Source organism: Promicromonospora sp. NPDC050880 (assembly GCF_044456525.1).
In the GTDB taxonomy this organism is placed as follows: domain Bacteria; phylum Actinomycetota; class Actinomycetes; order Actinomycetales; family Cellulomonadaceae; genus Promicromonospora.
Map to the genome: position 1 here is coordinate 1 of NZ_JBITFV010000011.1, position 25,267 is coordinate 25,267.

24 protein-coding genes are annotated in these 25,267 nt (G+C 71.2%); 8 read left to right on the forward strand and 16 right to left on the reverse strand.

From position 1 onward, the window contains the following. Window positions 1–118: 118 nt before the first annotated feature. The 4 genes from ACIBBF_RS17310 to ACIBBF_RS17325 all read right to left on the reverse strand — a co-directional run bounded on the left by ACIBBF_RS17310 (window position 119) and on the right by ACIBBF_RS17325 (window position 4,221). Complete coding sequence (locus ACIBBF_RS17310; RefSeq protein WP_397415609.1) at window positions 119–481, reverse strand: hypothetical protein; 363 nt, start codon at window positions 479–481, stop codon at window positions 119–121. A gap of 53 nt (window positions 482–534) precedes the next feature. Beyond that, a complete protein-coding gene (locus ACIBBF_RS17315) occupies window positions 535–1,653 on the reverse strand; it encodes an ABC transporter ATP-binding protein (RefSeq protein ID WP_397415611.1) in 1,119 nt (372 codons plus the stop codon). Between the two features lie 169 nt (window positions 1,654–1,822). Continuing rightward, window positions 1,823–3,265 carry a family 43 glycosylhydrolase gene (locus ACIBBF_RS17320; RefSeq protein WP_397415613.1) on the reverse strand — a complete coding sequence of 481 codons (1,443 nt, stop codon included), beginning with the start codon at window positions 3,263–3,265 and terminating at the stop codon, window positions 1,823–1,825. An 83-nt stretch (window positions 3,266–3,348) separates the two neighbouring features. Next, window positions 3,349–4,221, reverse strand: a complete 873-nt coding sequence (locus ACIBBF_RS17325; RefSeq protein ID WP_397415615.1) for a M23 family metallopeptidase — start codon at window positions 4,219–4,221, stop codon at window positions 3,349–3,351. A 225-nt stretch (window positions 4,222–4,446) separates the two neighbouring features. Here ACIBBF_RS17325 and ACIBBF_RS17330 point away from each other — a divergent pair, with 225 nt between their 5' ends. Beyond that, window positions 4,447–4,908 carry a hypothetical protein gene (locus tag ACIBBF_RS17330; protein WP_397415617.1) on the forward strand — a complete coding sequence of 154 codons (462 nt, stop codon included), beginning with the start codon at window positions 4,447–4,449 and terminating at the stop codon, window positions 4,906–4,908. A 19-nt stretch (window positions 4,909–4,927) separates the two neighbouring features. Here the strand turns inward: ACIBBF_RS17330 and ACIBBF_RS17335 are convergent, their stop codons facing one another. Then, complete coding sequence (locus ACIBBF_RS17335; RefSeq protein ID WP_397415619.1) at window positions 4,928–5,335, reverse strand: amidohydrolase family protein; 408 nt, start codon at window positions 5,333–5,335, stop codon at window positions 4,928–4,930. Here ACIBBF_RS17335 and ACIBBF_RS17340 point away from each other — a divergent pair. Both ACIBBF_RS17340 and ACIBBF_RS17345 read left to right on the forward strand, forming a co-directional pair. Beyond that, window positions 5,334–5,642 (forward strand): FAD-dependent oxidoreductase, encoded by a 309-nt coding sequence (locus ACIBBF_RS17340; RefSeq protein ID WP_397415622.1) that lies wholly within the window; start codon window positions 5,334–5,336, stop codon window positions 5,640–5,642. The genes ACIBBF_RS17335 and ACIBBF_RS17340 overlap by 2 nt on opposite strands. 170 nt (window positions 5,643–5,812) lie before the next feature. Further along, on the forward strand, window positions 5,813–6,370 hold the full coding sequence (locus tag ACIBBF_RS17345) for an HAD family hydrolase (RefSeq protein WP_397415624.1): 558 nt from the start codon (window positions 5,813–5,815) through the stop codon (window positions 6,368–6,370). An 89-nt stretch (window positions 6,371–6,459) separates the two neighbouring features. On the opposite strand, the gene ACIBBF_RS17350 is transcribed toward ACIBBF_RS17345, so the two are convergent. From ACIBBF_RS17350 to ACIBBF_RS17360, 3 genes are all read right to left on the reverse strand, one after another. Next, window positions 6,460–6,948, reverse strand: a complete 489-nt coding sequence (locus ACIBBF_RS17350) for a MarR family winged helix-turn-helix transcriptional regulator (protein ID WP_397415956.1) — start codon at window positions 6,946–6,948, stop codon at window positions 6,460–6,462. Next, window positions 6,945–7,232: an antibiotic biosynthesis monooxygenase family protein gene (locus ACIBBF_RS17355; RefSeq protein WP_397415626.1), complete on the reverse strand. Its 288-nt coding sequence runs from the start codon at window positions 7,230–7,232 to the stop codon at window positions 6,945–6,947. Before ACIBBF_RS17355 ends, ACIBBF_RS17350 begins: the two co-directional genes overlap by 4 nt. A gap of 191 nt (window positions 7,233–7,423) precedes the next feature. Next, window positions 7,424–8,443: a LacI family DNA-binding transcriptional regulator gene (locus ACIBBF_RS17360; protein WP_397415628.1), complete on the reverse strand. Its 1,020-nt coding sequence runs from the start codon at window positions 8,441–8,443 to the stop codon at window positions 7,424–7,426. A 236-nt stretch (window positions 8,444–8,679) separates the two neighbouring features. Between ACIBBF_RS17360 and ACIBBF_RS17365 the strand changes: the two genes are divergently transcribed. The 4 genes from ACIBBF_RS17365 to ACIBBF_RS17380 all read left to right on the forward strand — a co-directional run bounded on the left by ACIBBF_RS17365 (window position 8,680) and on the right by ACIBBF_RS17380 (window position 12,783). Beyond that, entirely contained in the window at window positions 8,680–9,639 is a 960-nt protein-coding gene (locus tag ACIBBF_RS17365; protein ID WP_397415630.1) for a carbohydrate ABC transporter permease, read from the forward strand. Continuing rightward, window positions 9,629–10,528 (forward strand): carbohydrate ABC transporter permease, encoded by a 900-nt coding sequence (locus tag ACIBBF_RS17370; protein WP_397415632.1) that lies wholly within the window; start codon window positions 9,629–9,631, stop codon window positions 10,526–10,528. The genes ACIBBF_RS17365 and ACIBBF_RS17370 overlap by 11 nt, the downstream gene beginning before the upstream one ends. A 35-nt stretch (window positions 10,529–10,563) precedes the next feature. Beyond that, window positions 10,564–11,880, forward strand: a complete 1,317-nt coding sequence (locus ACIBBF_RS17375) for an ABC transporter substrate-binding protein (RefSeq protein WP_397415635.1) — start codon at window positions 10,564–10,566, stop codon at window positions 11,878–11,880. A 75-nt stretch (window positions 11,881–11,955) separates the two neighbouring features. Next, complete coding sequence (locus ACIBBF_RS17380; protein WP_397415637.1) at window positions 11,956–12,783, forward strand: nucleotidyltransferase domain-containing protein; 828 nt, start codon at window positions 11,956–11,958, stop codon at window positions 12,781–12,783. A gap of 24 nt (window positions 12,784–12,807) precedes the next feature. Here ACIBBF_RS17380 and ACIBBF_RS17385 read toward each other — a convergent pair whose 3' ends face one another. The 6 genes from ACIBBF_RS17385 to ACIBBF_RS17410 all read right to left on the reverse strand — a co-directional run bounded on the left by ACIBBF_RS17385 (window position 12,808) and on the right by ACIBBF_RS17410 (window position 20,654). Then, window positions 12,808–14,331, reverse strand: coding sequence for an alpha-N-arabinofuranosidase (locus tag ACIBBF_RS17385; RefSeq protein ID WP_397415639.1), 1,524 nt, complete (start codon window positions 14,329–14,331; stop codon window positions 12,808–12,810). Between the two features lie 96 nt (window positions 14,332–14,427). Beyond that, window positions 14,428–16,506 carry a TIM-barrel domain-containing protein gene (locus ACIBBF_RS17390; protein WP_397415641.1) on the reverse strand — a complete coding sequence of 693 codons (2,079 nt, stop codon included), beginning with the start codon at window positions 16,504–16,506 and terminating at the stop codon, window positions 14,428–14,430. Then, the gene (locus ACIBBF_RS17395; RefSeq protein WP_397415643.1) at window positions 16,503–17,177 is read right to left on the reverse strand and encodes a YesL family protein; all 675 of its coding nucleotides are present in this window, start codon (window positions 17,175–17,177) and stop codon (window positions 16,503–16,505) included. Before ACIBBF_RS17395 ends, ACIBBF_RS17390 begins: the two co-directional genes overlap by 4 nt. Further along, the gene (locus tag ACIBBF_RS17400; protein ID WP_397415645.1) at window positions 17,174–18,082 is read right to left on the reverse strand and encodes a carbohydrate ABC transporter permease; all 909 of its coding nucleotides are present in this window, start codon (window positions 18,080–18,082) and stop codon (window positions 17,174–17,176) included. The genes ACIBBF_RS17395 and ACIBBF_RS17400 overlap by 4 nt, the downstream gene beginning before the upstream one ends. 5 nt (window positions 18,083–18,087) lie before the next feature. Then, the gene (locus tag ACIBBF_RS17405) at window positions 18,088–19,062 is read right to left on the reverse strand and encodes an ABC transporter permease (protein ID WP_397415648.1); all 975 of its coding nucleotides are present in this window, start codon (window positions 19,060–19,062) and stop codon (window positions 18,088–18,090) included. Next, complete coding sequence (locus ACIBBF_RS17410) at window positions 19,059–20,654, reverse strand: extracellular solute-binding protein (protein ID WP_397415650.1); 1,596 nt, start codon at window positions 20,652–20,654, stop codon at window positions 19,059–19,061. The genes ACIBBF_RS17405 and ACIBBF_RS17410 overlap by 4 nt, the downstream gene beginning before the upstream one ends. Window positions 20,655–20,880: 226 nt before the next feature. Here ACIBBF_RS17410 and ACIBBF_RS17415 point away from each other — a divergent pair, with 226 nt between their 5' ends. Continuing rightward, the gene (locus ACIBBF_RS17415; RefSeq protein ID WP_397415652.1) at window positions 20,881–23,172 is read left to right on the forward strand and encodes an alpha-L-arabinofuranosidase C-terminal domain-containing protein; all 2,292 of its coding nucleotides are present in this window, start codon (window positions 20,881–20,883) and stop codon (window positions 23,170–23,172) included. A 4-nt stretch (window positions 23,173–23,176) separates the two neighbouring features. Here ACIBBF_RS17415 and ACIBBF_RS17420 read toward each other — a convergent pair whose 3' ends face one another. Both ACIBBF_RS17420 and ACIBBF_RS17425 read right to left on the reverse strand, forming a co-directional pair. Beyond that, window positions 23,177–24,178, reverse strand: coding sequence for a LacI family DNA-binding transcriptional regulator (locus tag ACIBBF_RS17420; RefSeq protein ID WP_397415654.1), 1,002 nt, complete (start codon window positions 24,176–24,178; stop codon window positions 23,177–23,179). After that, window positions 24,175–25,185 (reverse strand): LacI family DNA-binding transcriptional regulator, encoded by a 1,011-nt coding sequence (locus ACIBBF_RS17425; RefSeq protein ID WP_397415657.1) that lies wholly within the window; start codon window positions 25,183–25,185, stop codon window positions 24,175–24,177. Before ACIBBF_RS17425 ends, ACIBBF_RS17420 begins: the two co-directional genes overlap by 4 nt. Window positions 25,186–25,267 lie beyond the last annotated feature (82 nt).

The window sequence follows — 25,267 nt, forward strand, 5'->3', positions numbered from 1 at the left end:
GGGCGGCGGGGGGCGGGGGGGGGGGGGGGGGGCCGGGGCCCGGGGGGGGGGCGGGGGGGGGGGGGGGGGGGGGGGCCCCCCCCCCCCCCCCCCCCCCCCCCCCACGGCGACAAGCATCTCAGCGCACGAGAGCCACGCCTCCAGCTGCGGACGACCCACGCCTGGTCCGCGCGACCGACGCATCGGCACGCGCGGCGTCACGATCACCGGCGAGCTCGGGCGCGGCGGACTGCAGGAACTCGACAACGGCCTCGGCCGGCACCTCGCACGGCTTGAGCACGGCCCCTCGGGTGGTGACCCACACGTTCGCGCTGAGCTGCTGCGCGTCGCTGAGGCGCTCGGCGCTGATCGTGACGACCTTGCCGTTCGCACGCGTCGTGCGGGTCACGCCCCAGGCCTGTCCTTCTACCCGCACCCGGGACCATCCCTCGGGGACCTGGTCGACGAGTGCGTCCAGCGCCTGGTGCTGTTGCTGATCCATCGGGTCGTGTCCCTTCGCAGACGATGTCACCGCTCCGCCGCGGGCGGGGTGGGTCAGCCGAGGCGTTCGCCCGAGGTCGCGGAGAACACGTGGGAGTGGCCGGCCTGGATGGCGACGTTGATGACGTCGCCCTTGTCCGGCACGCCGCGCGGGTCGATACGGACGATGACCTGGTTGGTGTCGCCGGCGGAGAGGTCGACGTCGGCGGCGTCGCCCTTGAGGGAGCCGTAGACGAAGGCGTCGGAGCCGAGCTCCTCGACGAGGTTGACCTCGACCTCGAACGAGCCGGAGGTGCCGGAGGGGACCACGTCGAGCGACTCGGGGCGGAAGCCCAGGGTCACCTTGCCGCCGTCGGAGTCCGGGATGGCGCCGGCGATGGACCGCTCCAGCGGGACGCTGGCCGAGCCGACCTTGACGCTGCCGTCCTTGACGTCGAACGTGCCGATGTTCATGGCCGGGGAGCCGATGAAGCCGGCGACGAAGACGTTGCTCGGGCGGTCGTACATCTCCCGCGGGGTGCCGACCTGCTGCAGGATGCCGCCGTTGAGGACCGCGATGCGGTCACCCATGGTCAGGGCCTCGGTCTGGTCGTGGGTCACGTAGACCGTGGTCACGCCCAGGCGGCGCTGCAGCGAGGCGATCTGGGTACGGGTCTGGACGCGCAGCTTGGCGTCCAGGTTGGACAGCGGCTCGTCCATGAGGAACACCTGCGGCTGACGCACGATCGCGCGGCCCATGGCCACACGCTGACGCTGACCACCGGAGAGGGCCTTGGGCTTGCGGTCCAGGTACTCGGTCAGGTCCAGGATCTTGGCGGCCTCCTCGACCCGCTGGCGGATCTCGGCCTTCGGGGTGCCGGCGATCTTCAGGGCGAAGCCCATGTTGTCCGCTACGGACATGTGGGGGTAGAGCGCGTAGTTCTGGAACACCATCGCGATGTCGCGGTCCTTGGGCTGCACGTCGGTGACGTCCCGGTCACCGATGAAGATGTGCCCGCCGTTGACGTCCTCCAGACCCGCCAGCATGCGCAGGGCTGTCGACTTGCCGCTACCCGAGGGCCCGACCAGCACCAGGAACTCGCCGTCTGAGACCTCCAAGGTGAACTGGTTGACCGCAGGGGTCTCGGTGCCCGGGTAGACGCGCGTCGCGTGGTCGAAAGTGACCGTAGCCATGAGAAAACATCCCTCCACCGGCAGGTACGTGCCGGACGATCCGTCGTGGCCCTCACCGAGCACGGCGAGGGAGCGGGTGCAAGCTCGAAACTCGGCCTTGCAGAGTGCCTCAACACCAGGTGGTAGGTCTTTCATCCAGCTACGGTCCCCACCCTGACGACCGCCCGGCTCAGCCGACGCCGTAGACCTCGATCCGGTCCATGCTGACGACCGAGGCCGTCGACGCAGGGTTGCGCTCCCCGGTCACCCGGACCCGCAGCGTGTGCTCCCCGGGCGGCAGCACCGGGCTGAGGTAGTTCAGCTGCTCCCCGACACGGATGCCGCTGTAGAGGTCGACGCGCTGCTCGGCGCCACCGTCGATCGATATCGCGGCGATACCGTTGCCGCTGTCCCGGACGCTCAGCAGTGCGACCTGGGTGCCGTTGAACCTGATGGTCGCGGTGGCGTTCGTGGCGCCGCTCCAGTGGTCGTCGCTCCAGAAGCACTGCACGCCGCAGCCCGAGCCGGACTGCCAGGAGCCCGCGTACTGGACCTGCCACAGGCCGGTGCCGGTGTCGAAGTCGTTGATCGCCCGGGTGGCCGCGCCGGGGTCACCGGACGGCAGGGTCTGGGTCGCGCCGGCAGCCAGGGGACGGCCGAAGTTCGGCGTGCCGTCCGCGTTCCAGGTGAAGCGCTGGACCCGCGTCGTCCGGAACGAGTAGGTGTTGGTGCTGGTGTTCTTGCCGTGGTAGGCGATCCAGTCCTCCGTGCCGTCGGGAGACCGGAAGAACGAGTGGTGCCCGGGCCCCCAGACGCCGGTCGCGTCGTTCCGGGAGAAGACCGGCCCGGCGTGCTGCACCCAGTTGCCCGCCACCATCGGGTCGGCGCCGTTCGCGATGCTCTTCATCCACAGCTGGTAGTCCGGCTTGCCGGTGTCGCAGGTGGAGTAGGTCAGGAACGTGCGACCGTTGCGGTAGAGCGGTGTCGGGCCCTCCCGGACCTCGGTGCAGCCGCCGTCCGCGGGGATCGCCACCCTGCCGCCGGTCGTCGTCCAGGGATTGCTCATCCGCGCGATGTAGAGCTGCGCGGGCCCACCCTGGCCGCGGCCCGGGCCGGTCCAGACGAAGTAGTCCTGACCGTTGTGGGTGATGGGCTCGCCGTCGATCGCGTACTCGCCGAAGTCGGCGATCTTGGCCTTGAACGAGTACGGGCCCATGGGGCTGTTCCCGGCCGACTCCAGCACGTACATCCGGTGGTTGCTGTCCACGCCGTCCGACGCCGTGTAGTAGATGTACCAGCGGTCACCGACATGCCGGAACGCCGGCGCCCACATCTGGGTGTTGCGGGTCGGGTCGGAGTCGCGCCAGACGACCTCCTCCGGAGCTGCCAGCAGCGTGGCGATGCTCGGCGAGCGCCAGATGCTGATGCGATCGCCCCGCGTCGTGGCGGCGTAGTAGGTGCCCTCGTGGAAGATCACCGACGGGTCGGCGCTCGGGTTCACGGGGTTGCGGAAGGTGTTCACCACGGCTGCGGCTCGTACGGGGTCCTCCGGTGGCACGGCGGCACTGCTCGTGAACGGGGTGGCGGCGATCAGCACTGCGACCGCGAGGGCCATCCGACGAAAACGGGACATAGTGGGTCCTCTCACCGTTGAGGTGCCCGAGTATTGCATCGCGGCAAAACCCTGTCCATCACCGCTGCCGTCGGCCACCGCCGTCAGAGGCACTCCGAGTCTCGGCTCAGGTTCTTGTCCCCGTAGTAGACCGGGTCGGCGTTGACGAACCTGACCCGCACGTCGTTGCCGTTCAGCCGCTGCTCGTAGTGCAGGTGCGGCCCCGACGAGCCGCCCGTGCTGCCCACCCGGCCGATCGGCGTCCGCACCGTGACCGCGTCGCCCACCGACACCGCGAAGCTCTCCAGGTGGGCGTACAGGGTCTGGTAGCCACCGTTGTGCGTGATGACGACGTACCTGCCGTAGGACACCCCGCCCAGGTCGCGCACGGTCGTCACCGTGCCGCCGGCCGACGCGTACACCTGCTGCCCCTCGTCGGGGTTCCGGTTGAAGTCCACGGCGTTGGCCGGGCTGTGCCCGGAGCGGGTGCTCCCGGTCCAGGTCTCGCTGCACGGGAACGGGACCTGGAACGCGCCGGCACAGATCGGGACGACGTCGGTCGTGAGCCACTGCTCGCCCGAGTCCGGCCCGGACCACTGGAAGAACGCCCGCGCCCGGAAGCTGTGCCCGCCGCTGGTGCACGAGTGCGAGCCCGTGTCACCCTCGTCGCGCGTCGCGGCCCACCCGTCGAAGTTGCCGTTCTCCTTGACCGTCACCCACGTGCTCCCGTTGTGCCGCTGCAGCTGGATGCTGTTCACGGCCACGTCGTACGCGCCGTCCTCGTCCTCGATCCCGGCGTGCGCGTAGTACGACGTGCCGACCTGAAGCACCCTGATGCACCGCTTGACCTGCGTCCCGGGGCACTTGTCCCCCAACGCCTGCGCCGGTGCCGCCGTCGACGCCACGACCAGGAAGCTCGCCACCATGGCCAGGACCACCCCGAGGGCCATGCCGACGCGCCGTCTCACCAGCTCCATGCTCGTTCCTCACTCGATGCGGGACATGACAGAGGCGAGCCTGGCGCCGCGTCCTACGGCCGACCTCACCCGGATCTGTGCCGGACGGCCCCGCAGCCGGGCATCGGCACGTAGACCGCGCGTAGACCGCGCATAGGCACGATGCCCAGACTCGGCCGGGTCCGGTGCCGCCGGACGGGCCGCACCACGGGGCCGACGACGGACGAGTGATCGAGGACGACGGACATGAACATCAAGAGGACCATCGCCGCGGGGATCGGGCTGGCGCTGGGGTGCACGCTGCTGACCGCTGCCCCGGCGTCCGCGAGCCAGCTCCTGGGGCGGAGCTGCTGGGGTGAGCAGGTGACCCGCTGCGTCGCCGTGTACCGGGACGACAGCGGGTGGACGAGCTCGACCGCCACGGTGTCCGACGTCTCCGGCGGCGGCGACTACGAGGTCGCGGCGAACCGCTACGGGCTGCAGGCCTGGGACGGCAGCACGTGGGTGAACTGGACCTCCGTCTACAACCAGTACGACGGCTGGTGGCCCCGCACCGACTACGGCCTCAACCCGCAGGGGATCAACTGCGGCAACGGCGGTGCGGGATTCTGGGTGCGCGCCCGCGCGTACATGACGTGGCGCAACGCCGCCACGAACGAGATGCTGGGCGGTGCCTGGTACTACTCGGACAGCGTCTGGTGCGGATGAGTCCGGGCCACGGCTGATCTCACGCTCGGGCCGCGCGCGCGGTGGCGGCCACGGCCGGCCACCGCCCGGACCACCGCACCAGGACGACGTCGGCGCGCGCCCCGACGGTCAGCGACCCGCGGTCGGTGAGACCTGCCACGCGCGCGGGCCCGGAGGTGACGAGACCGACCGCACGCGGCAGGTCCGCCAGCCTCTCGTCCACCAGCAGCGCGACGGCGGCCATCATCGTGGCGGGCACGTAGTCGGACGCGAGCGCGTCCACCAGCCCCAGCGCGACCAGCTCGCGCGCCGAGACGTTCGCCGTGTGCGAGCTCCCCCGCACCGCGTTGGGCGCCCCCGCCACCACGGCCAGGCCGTGCTCCCGGGCGGCCCGGGCTGCCACGACGGTCGTGGGGAACTCGGCCGCCGCGTGGGACGTCAACCTCATGCTGACACCCCAGGCCGACGGCACGCTGATCGTCGGCGACACGCACGTCCGCGCCGTCGACGCGCCCGTGTTCCAGGACGAGGCCGGCAACGCCGTCCTGATGCGTCTCCTGACGGACCTGCTGGGCACCGGCCTCGACGTCGTCGAACGCTGGCAGGGCACCTACGAGACCGCACCGGGCCGCGAGTTCCTGGTGGCCGAACCCGAGCCCGGCGTGCACGTCGCGACCGTGACCACCGGAATCGGCATGACCACCGGCCTGGGCCTGGCCACCGACGTGCTCGACCGCGCCGGCCTCACCGGCTGACCCCTGAACCAGGCATGTTGCACCACCCGAGAGGAAACGACTCATGATCGCTCTGGCCGCACTGGACATCGCCGGTACCACCGTCGAGGAGGGCGGAGCCGTCTACCGCGCCCTGCACGACGCCGTGCGCGCACGGCAGCACCGCAGAGGTCGCCGACGTCGCCCGCTGGATGGGCGCCGACAAGCGCACCGCCATCCGGTCCCTGCTCACGATCGGTCGCACAACCGACGGAGACACCGTCGAGGCGGCGTTCGCCGACTTCGAGCGCCTGCTCCGCATCGCCTACGACGAGACGCCGCCCGTGGCGATGCCCGGGGTGCTGGATGCCTTCGAGGCACTGCGGGCCCACGGCGCGAAGATCGCCCTGACCACCGGGTTCTCCGCCGAGGTGACCGGACTGCTCCTCGACCGCCTCGGATGGCGTGAGGGCGATACGGTCGACGCCGTCCTGTGCACCGACGACGTGCCCACAGGTCGGCCCGCTCCGTACATGGTGCACCGGGCGATGGAGCGCACCGGCGTGTGGCGAGCGACCGACGTGCTCACCGTGGGTGACACGGTGCTCGACCTCGAGGCAGGCAGCAACGCAGGCGCCGGTCTCGTGATCGGCGTGCTGAGCGGCGGCGTCCCGCGCGCCACGCTCGCCGCAGCACCGCACACCCACCTCATCGACTCCGTCGGCAGCTTGCCGGCCCTGCTGGCTGAGGCGCACTCCGGCGCCGCCTGATCTCGGCGCCGCCCGGCGTCGGTCCGGGCGGCGCCTGGCTGGTCCAACCCGCGGACGTCACGTCCCGGTGAAGAAGAGCAGCGTGGCACCTACGGCTCGCGGTCCTCCCGCACAGCCTGGACCGCCCGCGCAGCCCGGACCAGGTGGTCCATGAGCGTCGCCAGGCCGTCCTCGCCCAGCTCGTCCGCCACGCGCGCCTCCAGGTCGGCGATGATGTTCCGCGAAGCCTCCAGCTCGGCGAGCCCCCGCTCGGTCGGGGCAAGCAGCTTGGCCCGACCGTCGGAGGGGTCCGGCCGCCGCACCACGTAGCCCGCTGCCTCCAGCTCGTCGGCGATGGTGCCGATGATCTGCTTGGGCTGACCGGACAGCTCCGCATACTCGGACAGGCGCCGCCCCTCGGGCGTGAGGTAGGCCAGCACGGCGCCCTGACGCGGACGCACGTCCGTGTACCCCTCCTCGGCGATCCGGCGGAACATCTCGCCCTGCAGCAGGAGCAGCAGCCGCGTCGTCGCCATCGGCAGGTCGGTCCGCGGCCGGACCTGCCGGCCAGTACCGTCGTCCCGGGCGGCGCGCGTCATGCTTGCCACACCTGCCCCTCCTCACCGGAGACGACGGCGTCGATCGCGGCAAAGAACGTCGCCACGGCCGCAGAGTCCGCGCCACGGCGCCGCGACTCCGCGAAGTCCGCCGAGCTCTCCCACACGATCAGGTCGAGCCACTCGTTCTCCGACACCCGCACCAGGTCGGCGCGGACGAACCCGGGCCGCTCGCTGAACGCCGCCAGCATCGCGGGCCGCGCCTCGCTCAGCGCGGCCGCCTTGTCCGACGCGACCCGCAGTCGCGTCACCTCCATCACCGGCATGACCCCTCCTTGAGATTAGTCAACAATCTTGACCAGTTGAGAATAGTCAAGAATCTTGTCCAATGACAAGGGCTTCCCCGTCAGGGAGCGCGGCGGCTGCGGGACGGCGCCCGGGCCCGCGTCCCGCGGCGAGAGCTCGCGGACCAGGAGGTCCGTGACCGGGACCCGCACCACCACCGCCGGGCGGGTCCCTAGCCCAGCACCGGCGCCGGCCCGGTGGACTCCCGCAGCACCAGCCGGTTCAGCGGCAGCCGCGTGCGCTCGGGTTCCGGCTCGCCGCGGACCAGCGCGATCAGCCGCTCCATGGCCACCCGCCCCTGCTCCTCCCGGTCGACGACCACGCTGGAGAGCGACGGCGTGGCGAACCGGCCCAGCTCGAGGTCGTCCCACCCCACGACGCTCAGCCGCTCCGGCACGCCCCAGCCCCGGTCCAGGGCGGCCCGGACAGCACCGGTCGCCATCGGGTCGTTGGCCGCGACCACCGCGGTGACGGGGCTGGTTCCGGGGAGGGCGCGCACCGCCGCGTACCCGCACTCCGCGGACCAGTCGCCGTCGACGACGCCGTGGGAGACGAGCCTGAGCCGCTCGATCACCTCGGCGTAGACCTGCCGGCGGGCCCGGGCCGACGGCCAGGCGCCCGGCCCCGCGACGTGCAGGAAGTGCCGGTGCCCGAGGTCCGCGAGGTGCTCGACGATCTCGGCGACCACCGAGGCGTCCGCGAGCTCGCCGATGCCGTGCAGCTCGTCGTCGTACTCCCCCACCACCGCGAACGCGGCGCGCGACGGCGTCGCAGGCTGGTCGGTCAGCCCGGGCAGCGAGCTGAGGGAGAGCACTCCCTCGACCTGGCCGGACGTCATCAGCTCCAGTGCCCGGCCGGCACGTTCCCGCGGGCCGCCCTCGACGCTGACGACCTCGATGAGGAAGCCCGCGTCGTGGGCCACGACCGCGGCGGCGCTGAGCAGGCGTGTGGGCAGCAGCAACGCGGGGGCGGGCAGCAGCACGGCCAGCCGGCCGGTGCGCCGGGTGCGCATGGAGCGGGCCACCAGGTTGGGGCGGTAGCCGAGCTCCTCGATGGCGGCCTCGACGCGCCGGACCGTCTCGGGCTTGAGGCCGCCGTTGTGCCGCAGGTACCGCGAGACGGTCTGATGGGAGACGTGTGCGAGGCGCGCGACCTGGACGATCGTCGGCCGCCGCCCGGCGTGGTCGGACATTCCGCCATCCTCTCGCTCGGGGCGTCCGGCGAGGCACCGACACCAGCGTTGACAGCATAGTGAACGTTCACTATGTTGACGCCGGGTGGAAAAGTGAACGATCACTATTCCCGCCCGCCTGTGCGACGACGCATGACACGATCCGAAGGAGTATCGGTGTCCTCAGCTCCCACCATCCCCCGCGGAGGGTCCGGCGCCGGCAGGCGCGCCCGTCCGGCCAGCACGGAGGCCACGTCGTGAGTGCGATCGGCGAGCTGCGGACCCTGAGCCGCGGCGGCCGGGGCAGTCTGACCGCCGACCAGAAGCAGGCCCTGGCCAAGGAACGCCGCCGGGACTCGAAGGCCGCGGCGGTCTTCCTGGCACCCTGGCTCCTGGGCCTCGTCGGCATCACGATCGGCCCGATGGTCGCCTCCCTGTACCTGGCGTTCACGGACTACAACCTGCTGCAGGACCCGAACTTCACCGGGCTGGAGAACATCCAGCGCATGGTCGGCGACGAGCGGCTGGGCAAGTCGCTGGTCGCGACACTCACCTACGTGGTGGTCTCGGTGCCGGTCCAGCTCGCCGTCGCCCTCGGCCTGGCGCTCCTGCTGGACCGCGGCATCCGCGGCCTCGCCCTGTACCGGTCGGTGCTCTACCTGCCCTCCCTGCTCGGGGCGAGCGTCGCCATCGCGGTGCTGTGGCGCCTCGTGTTCGGCGGGGAGGGCCTGGTCAATGCGTTCCTCGGCCTGTTCGGCATCCAGGGTCCCGCCTGGGTGGCCGAGCCGGACACCGCGCTGGGCACCCTGATCGTGCTGCACGTGTGGACCTTCGGCGCGCCGATGGTCATCTTCCTCGCCGGCCTGCGGCAGATCCCGCGGCAGTACTACGACGCGGCGTCGACCGACGGCGCGAACACGTGGCAGCAGCTGCGCAAGATCACGCTGCCGCTGCTGAGCCCGATCATCTTCTTCAACCTGGTGCTCGGGCTGATCGGCAGCTTCCAGTCGTTCACGCAGGCGTTCATCGTCTCCAACGGCAGCGGCGGACCGGCCGACTCGACGCTCTTCTTCTCGCTGTACCTCTACCAGGAAGGCTTCGCCGGCTTCCGCATGGGGTACGCCTCGGCCCTGGCCTGGCTGCTGCTCATCATCATCGGCGCGTTCACTGCCCTGAACTTCTGGGCCTCGAAGTACTGGGTGTTCTATGACGACTGAGACTCTCGCGACCACCGCACCGACAACGGAGCCGGGCCCGCGCCCCCTCGTCATCAGGCAGCGCCGACGCCGCCCGCGGATCCTGGCCCACGTGGGTCTGATCCTGGTGGCGATCGTGATGCTGTACCCGCTGCTGTGGATGGTGACCAGCTCGCTGCGCCCGAACGACGAGATCTTCACCAGCCCCGGGCTGCTGGTCGACACGTTCGACCTGAGCCACTACCCCGACGGCTGGAACGCCCTGAGCCAGCCGTTCGGCAGCTACCTGCTCAACTCGGCGCTGGTCGTACTGGGCTCCGTGGTGGGCAACCTCGTGTCCTGCTCGATGGCCGCCTACGCGTTCGCCCGGCTGCAGTTCCGCGCCAAGACCGTCGCGTTCGCCGCGATGCTCCTGACGATCATGCTGCCGGTGCACGTGCTGATCATCCCGCAGTACGTGATGTTCGCCCAGATCGGCTGGATCAACACCTACCTGCCGCTGATCGTGCCCAAGCTGCTCGCCACCGACGCGTTCTTCGTGTTCCTCATGGTGCAGTTCGTGCGCGGCATCCCCCGCGAGCTCGACGAGGCCGCGCGGATCGACGGCGCCGGCCACGCCCGGATCTTCCTCCAGGTGATCCTGCCGCTCATGGTGCCGGCGCTGGCGACCACCACGATCTTCACGTTCATCTGGACCTGGAACGACTTCTTCTCGCAGCTCATCTTCGTGACCGACCCCGACCTCTACACGGTCCCGGTGGCCCTGCGGCAGTTCATCGACGCCCAGTCGCAGTCCGACTTCGGTGCCCTGTTCGCGATGAGCGTCGTCTCGCTGGTCCCGGTGTTCCTGGTGTTCCTGTTCGGGCAGCGCTTCCTGCTGCGTGGCATCGCGACGACGGGCGGCAAGTGATGAGGCGACCGGCCCCGACCCACGGAAGGACGACGATGGAACGACGCGTGCGACGGGGTGTGCTGGCCGGCTCCGCCCTTGCCCTGAGCCTCGGGGCGGCCGGGTGCGGCATCGCGCCCGACCCCGCCGACGCGGAGCTCAGCGAGGATCCGGTGACCCTGACGATGACGTGGTGGGGCGCGGACGCGCGCCACCAGTCGACCCTCGACGCGATCGAGCTGTTCGAGGAGAAGTACCCGCGGATCACCGTGGAACCCACCTACGCGGACTGGGCCGGGTACTGGGACCGGTTGGCGACCACCGCGGCGGCGGGCGACATGCCCGACGTCATCCAGTTCGACCAGCTCTACCTCTCCTCGTACGCAGGCCGTGGCGCGCTGCTCGATCTCGACGCACTGTCGGAGTTCGTGGACGCGAGCTCGCTGCCCGAGAACGTGCTGGGGTCCGGCCGGGTGGACGGCACCCTGTACGCCGTCCCGATCGGCGTGGCCGGGAACGGGGTGGTGATGAACACGAGCCTGTTCGAGAAGTACGACGTGCCGATCCCCGACACGGACACCTGGACGTGGGACGACTTCGACGCCGCCGCCGAGGCGATCACCGAGGCCTCCGGCGGGGAGGTCCACGGCGTGTCCCCGTTCGGCGCGGACTCCTTCAGCCTGGAGGTCTTCGCCCGCCAGCAGGGCGACACGCTGTTCGACGCCGAGGGCGACGTGGCGATCGATCCCGCGGTCCTGGCCGCCTACTGGCAACGACGGCTCGACTGGATCGACTCGGGGGCGTCTCCCTCCGCCGCCGCACTGAGCGAGAAGCAGGGCGTTCCCCTGGACCAGGGCAACCTGGTCGTGGGCGGGACCGCGATGGAGTTCCAGCCGGGCGGCCTCTTCACGGCGATCGCCGCCGCCGCGCCCGACTTCGACTACGAGATCGTGAACTGGCCGGCCGATCCCGACGCCGAGGAGGGCTACCAGTACCCCAAGCCGTCGATGTACTGGGCGGGCTCGTCCCAGTCGGAGCACCCTGCCGAGGCGGCGCTCCTCATCGACTTCCTCTCCAACGACCCCGAGGTCGCCGAGGCGTTCGGCACGGAGCGCGGGATCCCCGCGAGCGAGGAGTTCCAGGCGGCGGTCGAGCCCTCGCTCGACGAGGCGGGCCGCAAGGCCCTGACGTTCACGGAGCTGGTGACGAAGGAGGCGGGCGACGCACCGCCCATCACCCCGAACGGCGCCAGCGAGGTCGACACGATGCTGTCCCGCTACAACCAGCAGGTCCAGTTCGGCGAGCTCACGCCGCAGGACGCCGCCGAGCGGTTCATCGAGGAGCTCCAGTCCGCGATCGACGCCACCGGCTGACGTGGTCGACGGCTTGATCCGCGTCTGACCAGGATGTTACGTTGCTCGACTTTGCCTCGACAGGAAAGAAGAGCGATGCCCCTCCCCGATGTGCACGGACGTTTCCTCGACGGTCTTCTCCCCCGCGTTCGATCGGACTCGCGCATCGTCGGCGTCGCTGCCGGCGGATCCGTCGCCAACGGCGTCCCCGACGAGTACTCCGACGTCGACCTGGTGCTCGCGGTCGAGGACGACGCCTTCGATCAGGTGATGCGTGAGCGGCTTGCACTCATCGAGGCATGGTCGCCGCTCGTCGCGGGGTTCACGGGAGAGCACGTCGGGGAACCCCGGTTGATCATCACTCTCATGGGCCCCGAGGCGCTGCACGTCGATTTCAAGTTCGTCCGGTACACGGACTTCACGTCGCGAGTCGACGAGCTTCAGGTGCTGTGGGAGCGAGACGGACGCCTCTCGACCGCGCTCGCAGCGACTTCTCCTTCTCCTCCCCGGCTGGACCTTCAGTGGATCGACGATCGGTTCTGGGTGTGGATTCACTACGGCGCCACAAAGCTGGCCAGGGGCGAGCTGTTCGAGGCCATCGGTTTCATCTCGTATCTCCGGGAGACCGTGTTCGGACCTCTGATCCAGTACCGACACGGAAAGCTGCTCCAAGGAGTGCGGCGCCTGGAGACGACAGACCCCGACGCCGCACGGGCGCTCGAAGCGACCGTGTGCGGACGTGACACCGGCGAGATCGGGCGAGCGCTGCTCGCCTGCGTCGACCTCTACGACCAGTGGACCGACGGCATCGACATCGCCTTCCATCGCAACGACGCCGCAGCGAGGCTCGCGACGCAGTACCTGGACCAGGTCGTCGGCCGGCTCGGCTCAGGGCCTGCTTCGGACTCCCGCGCGGCCGGATGACCGCACGGGAGACAGGGCCCGTGCTCAGGCACGCATGCCGAGCTCGAGGGTCACGTACGAGTGGGCCGGCAGGTCGACCTCCAGCCCGCCGTCGCGCACCCGGACGCCGTCGTGCTCGCGCGGTACGACCGTCTCGGGGGCGGACGCCGTGTTGTGCGCCGCAAGCTCCGGCGAGGTGAGGAGCCGGGCCCGGTGACCCGTGACCGCCCGGCCCCGGAGGTCGAGCGTCACGGTGTGCGCGCGCTCGGCGTCGAGGTTCGACAGCGAGACCAGGGCGGAGTCTCCCCGGGTGGACGCCGACGACGAGACGAGCGTCAGCGAGCGCCCGTCGGCCTCCCGCGCCGGCGCCCCCTTGAGGTGCACGGCCAGCGCGGCGGCGTCGTGGTGCCCACGGTTCATCTCGAAGACGTGGTAGGTGGGCGTGAGCACGAGCGCGCCCGACTCGGGGTCCGTGAGGATCATCGCCTGCAGCACGTTCACGGTCTGGGCGATGTTCGCCATGACGACGCGGTCGGCGTGGCGGTGGAAGGCGTCGAGGTGCACGGCGGCCACCAGCGCGTCGCGCAGCGTGTTCTGCTGGTACAGGAAGCCGGGGTTGGTGCCCTGCTCCACGTCCCACCAGGTGCCCCACTCGTCCACCACCAGGCCCACCTTCTTGGCCGGGTCGTACCGGTCCATCACCGTGGAGTGCCGCGCGACGAGCTCCTCCATCCAGGACGCGCGGCTCAGGGCGAGATACCACTCGTCGGTGCTGAACTCCGTCGCCCTCCCCTTCTCGGCCCACGTGCCGGTCCGCGTGTAGTAGTGCAGGGACACCGCCTGGAACGGGGTGGCCGGCCGGTCGTCCTGGTCGAGCGGGTCGAAGGACCGCATCAGGGTCTCCGTCCAGGAGTAGTCGTCCTCGTGCGCACCGGCGGCGATCCGGTACACGCGGTTGTCGGCGTGGTCCCGCGTGTACGTGGCGTACTGGCGGGCGAGCGACGCGAACTGCTCGACGCGGAGGTTGCCCCCGCAACCCCACGCCTCGTTCCCGAGTCCCCAGAAGGGCACCTTCCAGGGTTCGTCCCGGCCGTTGGCCCGGCGCAGCGTTGCCATCGGCGAGTCGTCCGCCCGCGTGAGGTACTCGATCCAGTCGCTCATCTCGCGCACCGAGCCCGACCCGATGTTGCCGCTGACGTAGGCGTCGGCGCCGAGCAGCTCGCACAGGTCCATGAACTCGTGGGTGCCGAAGGAGTTGTCCTCGACCACGTCGCCCCAGTGCGAGTTGACCGTGCGGGGCCGCTCCTCGCGCGGCCCGATCCCGTCCTGCCAGTGGTAGTCGTCGGCGAAGCACCCACCGGGCCACCGCAGGTTCGGGATGCCGAGCGCGCGCAGCGCGTCGACGACGTCGCGCCGGATGCCGCGCACGTTCGGGACGTCGGAGTCCTCACCGACCCAGAAGCCGCCGTAGATGCAGCGTCCGAGGTGCTCCGCGAAGTGCCCGTAGACATGGCGGGAGATGGTGGGGCCGGGCAGGTCGAGGTCGATGACGGCGGTGATCGTGGCCATGGGTTCTCCTGGTGGTCGGTGGTCGCGGCCGGACGGCGGGGCAGGACGGCGGCGCAGGACGGCAGGGCAGGACGGCGGCGCGGGGCGGGCGGTTGCTCAGGGCACGAGGTACCCGCGCAGGCCGGACAGGGCGCCGTCGCGCGTGAAGACGGGGACGAGGTGACGCGGGGCGTCCGCCTCGACCCACTGCCCGCCGGCGTGCGTGGCGCCCGTGTGCAGGTCGGTCCAGCGCGCCCCCGCGGGCAGATAGACGGCCCGGGACGTCGCCCCGGGTTCGAGGACCGGTGCGACCAGCACGTCCGGGCCGTGCATGAACTGGTCCCCCACCTCCCACGCCTCGGGGTCGCCCGGGAAGTTGTGGAAGAGACCGCGCATCACGGGCTGACCGTCCTCGTGCGCGGCGCGCATGACGTCGCGGGTGTAGTCACGCAGGCGCTCGCGGAGCCGCACGTACCGCGCGAGGATCTCGTAGTTCTCCTGGCCGAAGCTCCACAGCTCGTTCCCCGAGCCGGAGGGCAGGCGGCGGCTGCCGTCCGCCGCCACGACGGGCACCTGCGGGGCCCGGTCCCCGTGCAGGCGCATCACCGGCAGGAACGCCCCCATCTGGAACCACCGGACCAGGAGCTCCTGGAACGCCGGGTCGTCGGTCCGGCCACCGCCGAACCCGCCGATGTCCGTCGTGAACCATGGGACGCCCGCGGCGCCCACATGGATGCCCGCCGTGATCTGGCGCCGCATGGCCGTCCACGAGGAGTGGATGTCCCCCGACCACAGGAGCGCCCCGTAGCGCTGGCTGCCCGCCCAGGCGCACCGCACCAGGTTGACGATCTCGGACTCGCCGTCGCCCTGCTGCCCCTCGAAGACGGCGCGGGAGAACGTCTGCGGGTAGATGTTGGTCACCGCGAGCGCCTGCCCGGCGTCGTACCGGTAGGCGCCGAAGTCGTACTGGCCGAACTCCGGCTCGGCCTCGTCGAGCCAGAACGTCCGGATGCCGTGCCGCCCGTACCCGGCGCGGAGCTTGTCCCAGAGGTAGGCGCGTGCCCGGGGGTTGGTCGTGTCGACGAACCGGCTGGGCCCCTCGAACCACATCTGTACGTCGATGCCCCGGTTGGTGGCCACGAGCAGGCCCTGGCGGGACATCTCGTCGAAGTTCTCGGACGTGAGCGCCACCTGGGGCCAGACGCTGACCATGAGCTCGACGCCCAGCTCGCGCAGCTCGTCGACCATCGCGCGGGGGTCGGGCCAGAACTCGTCGTCGAACCGGAAGTCGCCCATGGCGGGCCAGTGGAAGAAGTCGGCCACGATCACGTCCAGCGGCAGGTCGCGGCGCCGGTGCTCGCGGGCGACCTCGAGCAGCTCCTCCTGGGAGGAGTAGCGCAGCTTGCACTGCCAGTAGCCGAGCCCGCGCTCCGGCATCACGGGGGCGTGCCCGGTGGCGTCGGCGTACGCCCGGGTGATCTGCGCGGGTGTCTCCCCTGCCGTGACCCAGTAGTCGATCTGGGGCGCGGCCTCGGCCGACCACTCCGTGCCGTTGCGGCCGAAGGTCGCCCGTCCGACGGCGGGTGTGTGCCAGAGCATGCCGTACCCGGCGCTCGAGATGACGAACGGGACGCTGGCCTGGGAGTTGCGGTGGGCGAGCTCGAGCGAGCAGCCCTTGAGGTCGATGTGGTCCTGCTGGTACAGGCCCATCCCGACCAGCTTCTCGTCGGCCGGGCTCTCCAGGAAGAGCGCGGTCCGCCAGCCGCCCGCGGGGAGCGCGTCGTACTGGCGGGCGCGCAGGGCGAGCGCCCCGCCGGACTCGCGCTCGGCCAGCAGCTCGCGGCCGTCGGCGTCGTGGAAGCTGACGTGGCACCGGAAGCGGCGCTGACCGCCCTGCCAGTGGTAGTGGTCGTACGCGGTCAGGACCACCCGCAGACCGCCGTTGACCAGGGTGGCGACGGGTCCGTCGAGCTCGATGCGGGCATTCTTCGCCTCCGGGGCCGGGAGCAGGGCCCAGTCGGTGTCGACGACCTCCCCCTGCGCCGACCGGACGCGCGCGCTGTCGGCCCCCCAGGGTTCGACGACGAGCGTCTCCCCGCCCCCGCGCCAGGTCAGCCGGGCGCCGTCGACGTGCCACGGGGTGGCGGCGTCCGGCTGCGGTCCGGTGGTCGCGGACGGCGTGGTCGTCGTGCTCATACCGTGCTCTCCTTCGTGAGGTCGTGCGGTGCGGCCGTGCGGCCGTGCGGTGTGGCGGGCGTCGGCAGGATGCCGCTGCGCCGCAGGCAGAACGTGGTCGCGAGCGCGGGCGCGGCCACTCCCAGCACCGGGACCAGACCGGGCACGAGGTAGTAGGCGGCGAGGATCACGCCGCCGGCCGAGGCGGTGCCGAGGGCGGTCACCGGACGTGCCAGGACGAGCGTGGCGGCGCGGCGCAGGTGCCGCAGGGGCGCCTCGTCGTAGTGCGCCGCCAGCGGCCAGACCTGCGCGGTGGCCACGGCCAGGAAGGCGGCCGCGAACCACAGCAGGCTCCCGGCCGCACCGGCGAGGCCGCTTCCCACGCCGGCGAGCAGCTGCCGTTCGACCAGGAGCACCGCCCAGAGCAGGGTCAGCGCGTAGCCGAGCACGTTCGCCCCGCGCAGGTTCGCCCGCCAGGCGGCGTCGAACTCCGCCAGGAGCCCCTGCCGCTCCGCGATGTCGTCGCTCATCAGGTCGTGCCGCAGCACCTCGTGCACCGCCGCGGTCGCGGGGAAGACGCCGAGGACCACCCCGCCACGCACCGTGTGCAGCAGCCAGAGCAGGTGCAGCGTCAGCAGGCGCCAGCCCCAGGTGCCGACGTGGGTGTGCAGGGTGACGAGCCGGTCGATCATCCCTTCACCGACCCGATCATGACGCCCTTCTCGAAGTACTTCTGCAGGAAGGGGTACAGCAGGAGCACCGGCAGCGTGGAGACGATGATCACGCCGTACTTGATCTGGTCGGCGAAGTCCTGGCCGTAGGCACCGCCGGAGCCGCCCGCACCGCCGGCCCCGCCGGCGAACGCCTGGTTGGACAGCAGGATGTCGCGCAGCACGATCTGCAGCGGCTGCAGCTCGTAGTCACGCACGAAGATCAGGCCCGTGAAGAAGTCGTTCCAGTGCTGCACCAGGTAGTAGAGCGCGATGACGGAGACGATCGCCTTGGACAGCGGGAGGGCGATGTTCAGGAAGTACCGGAAGTAGTCGACCCCGTCGAGGGTGGCGGCCTCGAAGAGCTCCTCCGGCAGCGCGTTCTCGAAGAAGGCTCTCGCGATGATGAGGTTGTAGACGTTCAGGGCCGTCGGGAGGATGAACACCAGCCAGTTGTCCAGCAGCCCGATGTCGCGGTACAGCAGGTACTGCGGGATCAGGCCCCCGCTGAAGAACATCGTGAACGCGAAGAACAGCATGAGCACGCGCCGGGGCCGGAACTCGCGACGCGAGAGGGCGAACGCCGCGGGCAGCGTCACGACCATGTTGAGCGCGGTGCCGACCACCGTGTAGACCACGGTGTTGCGATAGCCCGTCCAGATCCGTTCGTCGGCGAAGATCTGCTCGTAGCCGAACAGGCTCACGTTCTGCGGCAGGAAGGTCACCTGGCCGGTGGCGACGAGCCGGGGCTCGCTGATCGAGGCGATCGCCACGAAGTAGAGGGGATAGATCGTCGCGAACAGGATCGCGGCGCAGACGATCGCGAGGACCACCGAGAAGGCGATGTCGCCGGGCGTGCGGGCGCGGAGCGCGGACAGTCGTGTCATGTGCCTCACCACAGGCTCGTGTCGGCGAACTTCTTGGCCAGCCAGTTCGTGACGACCAGGAAGAGGAAGTTGATGACCGTGTTGAACAGCCCGATCGCCGTCCCGAGGCTGAACTGGTTGCCGAGGATGCCGATCCGGTAGGTGTAGGTCGCGATGACCTCGCTCACGGGGAGGTTCAGCGCGTTCTGCATCAGCCAGATCTTCTCGAAGCCGGTCGAGAGCACCCCGCCCATCGTGAGGATGAACAGGATGATCATCGTCGGCACGAGCGCCGGGATGTCGACGTGGCGGATCAGGTGCAGGCGGTTCGCCCCGTCGATCCGGGCCGCCTCGTAGAGCTGGGTGTCCACCGAGGCGAGCGCGGCGAGATAGATGATCGAGTTCCACCCGCAGTGCTGCCACACCTCGGAGATCACGTAGACCGGGACGAAGAGATCCGGGTCGCCCAGGAGGTCGAGGTCGAGCCCGACTCCGCTGAACAGGCGGGTGACGGTGCCGTTCGAGGGGTTCAGGAGCACCTGGATCATGCCGACCACGACGACGACCGAGATGAAGTGCGGCAGGTAGGTCGCCGTCTGCATGAAGCGTTTGCGCGTCGCGTTCACGATCTGGTTGATGATCAGCGCCAGGGCGATCGGCGCCAGGAACCCCACGACGAGGGTCGCGATGCTGATGGTCAGCGTGTTGCGCAGCACCGTGGCGAACATCGGGCTGTCGAAGAAGATCTCGAAGTACTTCAGCCCGACCCACTCACCCCCGGTCAGGCCTGCCTGGAAGTCGAACTCGCGGAAGGCGAGCTGGATCCCGTACATCGGCACGTACGCGAAGACCACCGTGAAGACGATCGCCGGCAGCAGCAGCACCCACAGCTGCCAGTAGCGACCCAGGTGCCGCCGGGCGCGCTCGGCCCGGCCCGGCGGCGCGCCCCGGCCGGCGGCCGCGGCTCCCGGCAGGTCCGCCCGTTCTCGGAGCAGGGTCATGACCGGCTCGCCACGTACTCGTCGTAGTAGCGCTGGTAGATCTCGACGTTCTGCGGGAGGCCCGCGGACTCCAGCTGCGCGACGTAGTCGTCCCACTCCTCCTCGACGCCGCCCTCGGTCACCCACCGCCCGAAGGCCGTCATGGCGAGGTTCATCACGGTGGTGTCGTTCAGGGTGATGGTGCTCTGGTCCTCGGTGGAGATGTTCACGTACTTGAAGGGGTAGATGTCCGTGACCGGGTCCACGGTCGCGAGCGCCTCCCGCAGCGGCTCCGACTGCTCGGTGGCCTCGGCGAGGTCTGCGGGCGGTTCGACGTCGACGTCGTCGCGGATCCAGTGGGGGCCGGCGTCGGCCAGCGTCGTGGTCCACTTCCAGGTCGACGGGTCGCTGTTCTCGTCGGCGGGCGGCAGCACCCGGTATCCGTCACCGTCAGGTTCCACGTTCTCGCCCAGGTCACCCCAGAGCACCTGGACCGAGATCTCGGGGTCGTAGAAGGCGTCGATCACGGCGAGCGCACCGTCCCGGTCCGCGGTGCCCGCGGACATCACGACGTGGTTGGGGCTGAAGTTCTCGGTGTCGTAGTTCCAGGTGACCGGCGTCGACTGTCCCGCCTCCGCCTCGAGCGGCGCCATCGACGTGTACTGGTCGGCGAGCCGGGCGCCGAACCGGTCCGACGCCGTCCAGCCCCAGCTGAAGCCGACCTTCGCGACGTCGCCGTCGCCGCGGCCGACGGACTGGAAGGCCGAGTAGTCCTGGGTCATCACCTGCTTGCTCACCAGCCCGGCCGCGTAGGCGCGGTGCGTGAACTCGATGACCTCGCGGTACCGCTCGTCCACGAGGAAGTTGAGGACCTTGCCGTCCTCGACCACGTACCCCTGACCGCCGCCGTAGGTGGTGGCCAGGCCGAGCCCGCTCAGCAGCATGGTGGGCTGGCCGGCCGCGAACCCCGCCGGGTCCACCGGGTTCCAGTCCCAGGGGATCTCGTCGTCCGGGTCGCCGTTGCCGTTCGCGTCCTGCTCCTTGAAGGCGACGAGCACGTCGAAGAGCTCGTCCCAGGTGGTCGGCACGTCGAGGCCGAGGTTGTCCAGCCACTCCTGGTTGATGTACTGCCGCGAGATCGTCTCCGGCCAGTAACGCTTGTAGCTCGGCAGGGCGTAGATCTCGCCCGAGGATCGCGTGGCCATCGCCGCCAGCTCGGCGTGCGAGTCGAGCATTCCCTGCACGTTGGGCAGCGCGTCCATGTCGTCGGAGAGGTCCTCGAACAGGGACGAGTAGGTGGCGAGGTCCGCGTTGGTGACCGCGTTGCCGCCGACGATGAGGTCCGGCACCTCGCCCGCGGCGAGCATCGTGGCCTTCTTCTGGCTCCAGTCGGCCGAGACCTCCTCCCAGCGGATCGTCACGCCGGCCTTCTTCTCGAGGTCCTTCACCCAAGCCATGTCGGCCATCGGGCCGGTCAGCCCGTGCTTGACGACGAGGATGTCGATCGTGCCGTCCGCGGAGCCCTGGTCGTCGCCGCCGCCACCGGTGCAGCCGGCGAGGAGGAGCGCTCCGGTCGCCAGCACGGAGCCGGCCAGGCGTGTTCTGCTCTTCATTGAGTCCTCCGGATGTCGTGCGCGTGCACCACTGGGCCGGTCGGGTCGTCGGTGACCCGCCGTCGTCGTGCCCGAGCGGCACGATGATCGCGAAGATGGTTCAGCGTTGTCAATGGTTGTCGACGAGTTCGTGACAACGCTGTACGTTGGCCTGCGACAACCCGGCGACCGCGCGACGCAGCGCGGAGCCGGGGCCGCCCGAGGCCCCGAGAGAGGGTGCGAACCGATGACCACCGGCCGGAACGACGTCACGATCCACGTGCAGGAACCCACCGGCACCCGGGTGAGCCCGGACCTCTGGGGCCTGTTCCTGGAGGACATCAACTACGCGCTGGACGGCGGGCTCAACGCCGACCTCGTCCGCAACGGCGACTTCGAGGCGACCGGCGCCGACCGCCCCGGCTGGGGCCCGCTGACCGGCTGGGACCCCGAGGCCGACGCGGACGGTGTCCGGGTGCGCAGCGACCGCCCCGTCTCCGCCGCCAACGCGACCTACGTCCGGATCGGCGCAGGGTCCCGGCTGACCAACCGGGGCTACGACCCTGAGGGCATGCTGGTGCGCGAGGGCGCCTACCGGCTCCGGCTCGCCGTGCGCCGCGCCGCTCCGTCGGCGAGCGCGCACGCGTCCCTGACCACTGCGGACGGCGGCGCGCTCGCCCGGGTCGAGATCCCGGCCGCCGCGGACGCCTGGAGCTGGGTCGAGGTAGACCTGACCTGCACCGCGACCACCCGCGCCGCCCTGAGCATCGACGTCGGCGAGGGCGCCGTCGACGTCGACCTGGTCGAGCTGCGCCCCGTCGACTCCCAGGGCCGCGCCCGCCTGTTCCGCCCCGACCTGGTCGAGACGCTGCGGGCGCTGCGCCCGGCCTTCGTCCGGTTCCCCGGCGGCTGCGTGGCCCACGGCTACGGCCTCGACAACATGTACCACTGGAAGCGCACCATCGGGCCCCGCGAGGACCGCGTGCCCATGCCCAACACCTGGGGCTACCACCAGTCGATGGCGATCGGGTACCACGAGTACTTCCTGCTCTGCGAGGAGCTCGGCGCCACGCCCATGCCGGTCGTGGCGGCGGGCGTGTGCTGCCAGAACGTGCCCGGCGGGCCGCAGGCGATCCCGCAGCAGCGGATGCCCCAGTACGTGCAGGACGTGCTGGACCTGGTCGAGTACGCCAACGGCGGGCCGGAGACGCGCTGGGGCGCCGTCCGGGCGGCGGCGGGTCACCCCGAGCCGTTCGGCCTGCGCTACCTGGGCATCGGCAACGAGGACGTCGTCGACGCGCAGTTCGCCGACCGCTTCGGGCAGCTCTTCGACGCCGTGCGGGAGCGGTGCCCGGACGTCACCGTCATCGGCACGCTCGGGCCCAAGCCCTACGGCCCGGACTACGACGCCGGCTGGGAGCTGGCCCGTCGTCTCGAGGTGCCGATGGTCGACGAGCACAGCTACCGCTCCCCGCGGTGGCTCCTGCAGCACCTGGACCGCTTCGACCACTACGACCGGTCCGGGCCCGCCGTCTACCTCGGCGAGTGGGCCGCCCACTCCTCCACCATGCGCTCGGCCCTCGCCGAGGCGGCCTACATGACCGCCGTCGAGCGCAACTCGGACGTGGTGCGCCTGTCGTCCTACGCGCCGCTGCTCGCCCGGGTCGGCAGCACGCAGTGGCTGCCCGACCTGGTCTACTTCACCGACGACGACGTGCGGCCGAGCCCGAGCTATCACGTGCAGCGGATGATGGCCGAGGTGCGTGGCGACCGGGTCCTGGCCTGCGCGGCCACGGGGCACACCGAGCGGCCGCAGTCGTCGCCCGCGATGCAGCGGGTCACGCTCCGCTCCTCCGGCTCGACCACCCGGTTCACCGCGATCCGGGTGGGCGGCACGGAACACCCGGACCAGGTGGTGGGAACCGAGGGCACGGCGTCCCTCGTCACCGACGGCACCGAGCTCGAGCTCGTGGCCACCCGGACGGACGGCGAGGAGGGCTTCGTCGTCGGGTTCGGCGGGGCGGACGGCGAGACGGTGCACGAGTTCCAGGTCGGGGGCTGGCGCAACGAGTCCCTGATCCTCGCCCGGCGCGACGACGGCATCGGCAACGAGGTGGACGGGCCGCACCCGTTCGGCGGCGTCCGCACGGAGGTACCGCTGCACGTCCGCGTCACCGTCCAGGGCGCTCGCATCCGGGTGTGGCTGGACGGCGCTCTCGTCCACGACCACGAGGACGACCTGCGCCCCTGGCCCGACCTCGTGGCGGGCGCCACGACCGGCCCGGACGGCGGCGCCTACGTCACGCTCGTCAGCCTCGCCGACGAGGACCGGACCGCGCACCTGGTCGTCGACGGCGCCCGCGGCGCGACACCGGCCACGGTCACGACGCTGGCGGGCGGCTCCCCCGACGTCGGGCGGCCGTTCGAGGCCTGCCCGGTCGAGCCCGTCGCGACCGCGGCGGAGCTCGCCGACGGCCGGGCGGCGATCACGGTCCCGGCCTGGTCGCTGGTCACCGTCCAGGTGGGACCGGCCACCTGACGCCTCACGACACCGGGTCGGACGACCTCCGGATCATCACCTCGGCACCCGTGCGCACGGACCGCGCCGGCCCGTCGTACCCGTCGAGCCGCTCGACGAGCATGCGCACGGCCGCCGAGACCATCGCCTCCGGTTCAGGGCTCACCGAGGTCAGCGGCGGGCTCGCGAACTCGCTCTCGTCCGTGTTGTCGAAGCCGGTCACGGCGACGTCCTCGGGGACCCGGCGGCCCAGGAAGCGCAGGGCACGCACGACTCCGATCGCGGTCGCGTCGTTCGCGCACACCGCGGCGTCGAACTCGACGCCGGTCCGCAGCAGCCCGACCATCGCCTCGTACCCGGACTCCCGGCGGTCCCAGTCCGACCCGACCGCGAACAGCGCCGGGTCGGGCTCCATCCCTCGCTCGGCGAGGGCGTCGACCACTCCGGTGTAGCGCCCGCTCTCGGTGCTCAGCCCGTTCCAGATGATCGCCAGGCGCTGCCGGCCCGTGTCCAGCAGGTGCCGCGTGACCGCGGCGGCCCCCTCGTACTCCCCCATGACCACGCAGTCCAGGGACGAGGTGGCCGGGCCGCCCACCTGGACGACCGGGCGGTCAGGAGCCCGCCCGCCGAGCGCCGCCGCCCGGAAGTGGGCCGGGCAGATCATGACGGCGTCGGCATCGCGCGTGGTGGAGCCGATGACGGCCGCCAGCTCCGCGTGGACGTCACCCGCGATCCGCAGCGTGGTGGTCAGCCCCTCGTCCTCCAGCGCGAGGATGAGGCGCTCCGCCATCTCGGCGAAGTACGGCTGGAAGAGGTTGGGCACCACCACCGCGATGCGGCCGGTGCGCCCCGACGCGAGGCCCCTGCCCGCGTGGTTCGGCCGGTACCCCGCGGTGGCGGCAGCAGCCCGCACCGCGGCCCGGGTGCTCTCCGAGACGTTCGGCCGGTCCAGCATCACGTTGGAGACCGTCTTCGCGGACACGCCGGCCATCCGCGCGACGTCCTCCAGGGTGGGGCGCCGGTTCATGACATCCCCATGGTCGACTCACGGCGCACCAGCGTCACGGGCACCGTGATCTGACGGGCCGCAGCCGGCGACCCGCCCCGCAGCCGGTCCGTGAGCAGCTCCAGGGCCGCGCGGGCCAGGCGCGCCGGGGACGGGTCGATCGTGGTGATCGTGGGCGTGGAGAACTGACCGTCGGCCAGGTTGTCGTAGCCGATGATCGCCACGTCGTCCGGCACGGCCACGCCCCGCTCGACCAGGCAGGACAGCGCACCGATCGCCACCTCGTCGTTCACGCACAGCAGGGCGTCGAGATCCGGGCGCACGTCGAGCGCCCTCGCCGCCGCCCGCGCACCAGCGCGCCGGTCACCGACGCCGCCCAACGAGACCCGGGGCACCGCGCCCGCCTCGATCCCCACGGCCGAGAAGGCTGCCCGGAGCGCCGCGGACGGGCTCTCCTGGTCCGGGTCCGACCGTGCACGGTCGGGCCCCAGCAGCACGGGCCGCACCCGTCCCATCACGCCCAGGTGCCGGGCCACGAGCCCCGCGGCCTCGACCACGTCCTCGTCGACGCGGTCGACCGGGGCCCGCCACCGGCCGCCCTGGACCACGACGACGGGCTGCGGAGCCTGGTCCCACGCGACAGGCTCCAGGTCCTCCGGGTCGATCACGAGCACGCCGTCGTACAGGTGGCCGCGCTCCCCCAGGACCTCCGCGACCCGCCCGGGACGACGGTGCGTCGGCTCGACCGTGGCCGTGAGACCCAGCCGCTCGGCCTCGTGGACGAGGGCCTCCACGAGCATCGCGAGGTACGGGCGGCGCAGCTCGGCCACGACGATCCCGATGGTGCCCGTCCGTCCGGTCCGGAGGTTCCGGGCGCTCGGGTTGGGGATCCAGCCCAGCTCGGCGATGGCGGCCTCGACCCGCGCCATCGTCTCGGGGCGGATGTGAGGTTCCCGATTGACTACCCGTGAGACGGTCTTCAGCGACACCCCGGCCCGGGTCGCCACTTCCTTCATGGTGGCGGGCATGGTCCAACTGTAGGCTGCGCGCGGCACCGTGCGGCGGACACGCTCCGTGCGAGACGCGCTGACGGTCGGTTCGTCGACGTCC